At 61.3% G+C, this 4,747-nt stretch carries 4 protein-coding genes and 1 pseudogene; 4 read left to right on the forward strand and 1 reads right to left on the reverse strand.

Going from position 1 to position 4,747, the window contains the following annotated elements:
- Positions 1 to 363, forward strand: a pseudogene (locus Q0K17_RS10425) (carbamoylphosphate synthase large subunit); the annotation flags it as partial.
- On the opposite strand, the gene Q0K17_RS10430 reads toward Q0K17_RS10425, so the two are convergent.
- The gene (locus Q0K17_RS10430; RefSeq protein ID WP_294542838.1) at positions 335 to 592 is read right to left on the reverse strand and encodes a hypothetical protein; all 258 of its coding nucleotides are present in this window, start codon (positions 590 to 592) and stop codon (positions 335 to 337) included. The pseudogene Q0K17_RS10425 and the gene Q0K17_RS10430 sit on opposite strands and share 29 nt — an antisense overlap.
- Here Q0K17_RS10430 and Q0K17_RS10435 point away from each other — a divergent pair.
- The 3 genes from Q0K17_RS10435 to Q0K17_RS10445 form a co-directional block, all read left to right on the forward strand.
- Positions 573 to 2,348, forward strand: coding sequence for an SGNH/GDSL hydrolase family protein (locus Q0K17_RS10435; protein ID WP_294542839.1), 1,776 nt, complete (start codon positions 573 to 575; stop codon positions 2,346 to 2,348). The two genes, Q0K17_RS10430 and Q0K17_RS10435, sit on opposite strands and share 20 nt — an antisense overlap.
- 88 nt (positions 2,349 to 2,436) lie before the next feature.
- Positions 2,437 to 4,200: an ABC transporter ATP-binding protein gene (locus Q0K17_RS10440; protein ID WP_294542841.1), complete on the forward strand. Its 1,764-nt coding sequence runs from the start codon at positions 2,437 to 2,439 to the stop codon at positions 4,198 to 4,200.
- 164 nt (positions 4,201 to 4,364) lie between these two features.
- The coding region (locus Q0K17_RS10445; RefSeq protein ID WP_294542842.1) for a 4-alpha-glucanotransferase at positions 4,365 to 4,747 on the forward strand (383 nt) is incomplete at its 3' end.

Genomic DNA, 4,747 nt, shown 5'->3' on the forward strand with positions numbered 1-4,747 from the left:
GGAGACTATGTGGCCCTGGAAGTGAACATGCGCCCCGCCGGCGGCTACACCCCGGACATGATCAACTTTGCCAACAGCGTGGACTGCTACCAGATCTGGGCCGACATGGTCTGCTTTGACGAGGTGCGCAGCCTGGACCTGAACGGTCCCCACTACTACTGCGTGTATGCCGGCCGCCGGGACGGCGTACAGTATGTCCACACGCACGAGCAGATCATGGCGCGCTACGGTGCCCGCATGAAGATGTGCGACCGCCTGCCCGACGCTCTGGCTCTGGACATGGGCAACCAGATGTACGTCATCAATGCGGTGACCGAAAAAGAGCGGGACAATTTCATCCGTTTTGTGCAGCAGCGGGTCTGATCCTGGCTGTGAGGCTGCCTGCGGCGGCAAGGCCGCAGGCAGCCTTTTGTTTTATTTTCACAGCTGCAAAGCCGCAAATTTGTAAATCTTTGCCGGAAACATACCGCTTTGGTGCGGTTTTCGTGTTTTTGCTGTTTACAGCGCCGCAGTGGCAGGTGTAAAATGGAACCATTCCATAAAAATCTGCCAACCCGGAGAGGAGAAGCGGCATGAAACGTTCCGTATGCAAAGCACTGGCCGTCAGTCTGGCACTCTGCCTGACCGTCGGCTGTGCCAAACAGGACGCCGGCATGGCCAGCCCCGAAACAGCCGAAACCGCTGCCGTGACCGCCGCCCCTGTGTCTCAACCCCTGCAGACACCCGACCCTGCCGCCGTGGCCGACGGCACTGTGCTGCCCGCCACCGAGGACGCAGGGCGTTCCTATGTGGAGGAGACCCTGTTCATCGGCGATTCCAACACGGCACGGTACATGATGTACGCCGACGAGACCGGTACCGCCTTCACGTCCCTGAAAAACAACATCGGCGTGGTAAGCATGGGTGTGGGCGCCATCACCACCCTGAAGTGCGAACAGTTCAAGGGTGACAGCCAGATGTACACCATCCCCGATGCGGTGGCCAAGCTGAAACCCCGGCGGATCATCATCTGCTTCGGCACCAACAACCTGGGCGGGACTTCCACCGACGCTACCAGCTTCATCAAGACCTACCGGGAAGGGTTACAGGCCATTCAAAAGGCCTGGCCCTACGCCGAGATCATCGTGAGCGCCATTCCCCCGCTGGACAAACAGCGGGAAAACACCCGGCTGGACATGGTCCAGGTGGACGCCTACAACGCCGCCCTGGTGACCATGTGCGAGGAGGACGGATACCGCTTCCTCAATTCCACCGAAGTGCTGCGGGATGATGCCACCGGCTGGGCCAAGAAAGATTATACCCTTTCGGACGGCGTGCATCTTTCCAAGGTGGCCGTGACCGCCTACTTCAACTATGTGCGCACCCACGCCAGCCAGACACCGGATCAGCGTCCCCAGCCGCTGGGGACCATCCCCGAGCCGGACGGCGTGCCGCTGGGTCTGATCACCTCCGACCCCATCGCGGTGCGGGGTGCCAAGGTGCCGGTGGAATTTGTGGCCTCGGAAGGCGGTTCCATCAGCGGTTCCACCAGCCAGATGGTCAAGAAGGGCGGCACCTGCTCCACCGTGACCGCTGTGCCCCAAGACGGCTGGAAGTTTGCCTACTGGTCAGCTTCCATCGGGTCCGCCGGGTCGGGCAGTTCCCTCACCTTCACCGTGCCTTCCAACGCGGATGCCGGCGGTGTGGTGGTGACCGCCCACTTTGAACCCGCGGCCCATGACCACAACTATGTGGAAGTGGAAGGCAGCCGCAAGAATCCCACCTGCGAGGAGAAGGGCTATGTAAAAGAAGCCTGCAGCATCTGCGGCGAAGTGCGGGAGGTGGAGCTGGATGCCACCGGCCACAAGTGGGATGGCGGGTCCGTGACCAAAGAACCGCAGCCCGGTGTGGAAGGGGTCCGCACCTACACCTGCACCGTATGCGGCAAACAGTACACCGAACCCATCGCTGCATTGGAAGTGACGCCGCCCCCTGCCACACCGCCCAGCACGGATACCGGCGGCAGCACCGGCACCGTCGAGACCACGCCTCCGGATGGCAACACCGGCGGCGAGACCACCGACCCTGGCAGCGGTTCTACCGAAGAGACCACGCCACCGGTGGAGACGCCGCCTGTTGAGGGCGGAGACGGCGGCGATGGCGGCGACGGCGGCGACGGCGGCGATGGCGGCGATGGCGGCGACGAGCCCGACGGAAATACCGGCACGGGAGAAGGCGGCACCGACGGCGGAGAACCTGCCCCGGAACCCGAACAGCCTGCGCCGGAATCCCCCGTTCCCGAAGAGGTGCAGCCGGACCCCGCCCCGGCGGAAGTGCCTGCCGCAGGCTCGGAAGCTCCCACGGAATAACGACTTTTTCCAAAGATACAATGTTCGACCTTCCCCCTGGCCGACAGGGGGAAGGCTTTTCTGTCAAAAAAGGAAGGAATCATTTTTTATGGACTCCAACACCAAAAATTCGGCCCGGATCTCCCGGTTTCTGCCGTATCTGATGCGGTACAAGGGCATCCTGCTCTTTGATTTGTTCTGCGCCGCCCTGACGACTCTGTGCGATATTGTACTGCCCGCTATCATGCGGTATCTGACCAATGCCGCCACCGATCCTTCGGTGGTGCTTACCGTGGCCACGGTGGGCAAACTGGCCTTGCTGTACCTGGTCCTGCGCATCATTGACGGTGCCGCCAGCTATTACATGTCCGGCACCGGGCACATCATGGGCGTGTACATCGAGACCGACATGCGCCGGGACGCCTTTGCCCATCTGCAGAGGCTGAGCCACACCTACTACAACAACACCAAAGTGGGCCAGATCATGGGCCGCATCACCAACGACCTGTTTGATGTGACCGAATTTGCCCATCACTGCCCCGAGGAATTCTTCATTGCCGCCATCAAGATCGTGGCCTCCTTCGTGATCCTGTGCGGGGCCAGCGTGCCCCTGACCCTGGTGGTCTTTCTCTGCGTGCCCCTGATGATGGTGGTCAGCGTGCGGCTGAACCTGCGGCTGCGGGCGGCCTTCCGCAAGCAGCGGTTCCAGATCGGTGAGCTGAACGCCTCCATTGAGGACAGTCTGCTGGGACAGCGGGTTGTCAAGGCCTTTGCCGCCGAAGAACAGGAAAAAGACAAGTTCGAGGTGGGCAACCAGACCTTCCAGACCATCAAGAAAAAGACCTACCACGCCATGGCCGCTTTCAACACCTCCACCCGCCTGTTTGACGGCCTGATGTATCTGGTGGTCATTGTGGCAGGCGGCCTGTTCCTGGTGTACGACAAGATCAGTGCCGGCGACCTGGTGGCCTATGTGCTGTATGTGTCCACCCTGATCGCCACCATCCGCCGCATTGTGGAATTTGCGGAACAGTTCCAGCGGGGCATGACCGGCATCGAGCGCTTCTTTGAGATCATGGACACCCCGGTGGAGATCGAGGATGCCCCCGACGCCAAGCCCCTGCAGGTGGACAAGGGCGGCATCGAGTTCCAGGATGTGAGCTTTGAGTATCCCGACGATCACAACAAGGTGCTGCGCCATGTGAACCTGCAGATCAAACCCGGGGAGAACCTGGCCCTGGTGGGCCCCTCCGGCGGCGGCAAAACCACCCTGTGCAATCTGATCCCCCGTTTTTACGATGTGACCGGCGGCCGCATCCTCATCGACGGGCAGGATGTGCGCCAGGTCACCCTGCACAGTCTGCGGGATGCCATCGGGGTGGTGCAGCAGGACGTGTACCTGTTCAGCGGCACGGTGGCCGAGAACATCGCCTACGGCAAACCGAACGCCACCCGGGAGGAGATCGAACAGGCTGCCAAGCTGGCCGGCGCCGACGGATTTGTGCGGGAGCTGAAGGACGGCTACGACACCTATGTGGGCGAGCGGGGCGTCAAGCTCAGCGGCGGCCAGAAACAGCGCATTTCCATTGCCCGGGTTTTCCTGAAGAACCCGCCCATCCTGCTGCTGGACGAGGCCACCAGCGCCCTGGACAACGAGAGCGAGATCCTGGTGGGCCAGAGTCTGGACGCCCTGGCCAAGGGCCGCACCACCCTGACCATTGCCCACCGCCTGACCACCATCAAGAACGCCGACCGCATCCTTGTTCTGGGCAGGGACGGCATTGAGGAAGAGGGCACCCACGACCAGCTGCTGGCCAAAAAAGGCATCTACTACCGCCTGTGGAACGGTCTGGTCAGCGGACAGACCCTGTAAAAGTCAAGAGGAAAATAGCGCGGGTCTCCCCCGTTTTTGCACAAAGTTTCGGCTGCGTTTTGGTGCGCTTTGCCGAAGCTTTCCTGCACGGGGGGACCCGCGCTTGTTTTTTCCCTTTTTTGTGTGTATGATGGAAACCAGAATTCAGGAAAGGCGGAATCAGCGTGACTCGTTCCAGCGGTATTCTTTTGCATTTGTCCAGTCTGCCGTCGGCCACCGGCATCGGCACCATGGGGCGTGAAGCCCGGAAATTTGTGGATTTTCTCGCCCTGGCCGGACAGCGGTACTGGCAGATTTTGCCCGTATGCCCCACCAGTTACGGGGACAGCCCCTACCAGTCTTTTTCGACCTTTGCAGGCAACCCTTATTTCATTGATCTGGATCTGCTGGCCAGGGACGGCCTGCTGGAACCGGAGGAGTACAAGGACATGGATTGGGGCGGCACCCCCGACCAGGTGGACTATGCCGTCATCTACGAAAAGCGGTATCCCGTGCTGCGCAAGGCCTGCACCCGGCTGCTGGCTGCCCCGCCTGCGGACTATGAAGC

The organism is uncultured Gemmiger sp., assembly GCA_944388105.1.
Taxonomy (GTDB): Bacteria; Bacillota; Clostridia; order Oscillospirales; family Ruminococcaceae; genus Gemmiger.

Coding starts and splice junctions, on each gene's coding strand:
- Q0K17_RS10435 (WP_294542839.1), top strand. CDS start 573: ATGAAACGTTCCGTATGCAAAGCACTGGCCGTCAGTCTGGCACTCTGC.
- Q0K17_RS10440 (WP_294542841.1), top strand. CDS start 2,437: ATGGACTCCAACACCAAAAATTCGGCCCGGATCTCCCGGTTTCTGCCG.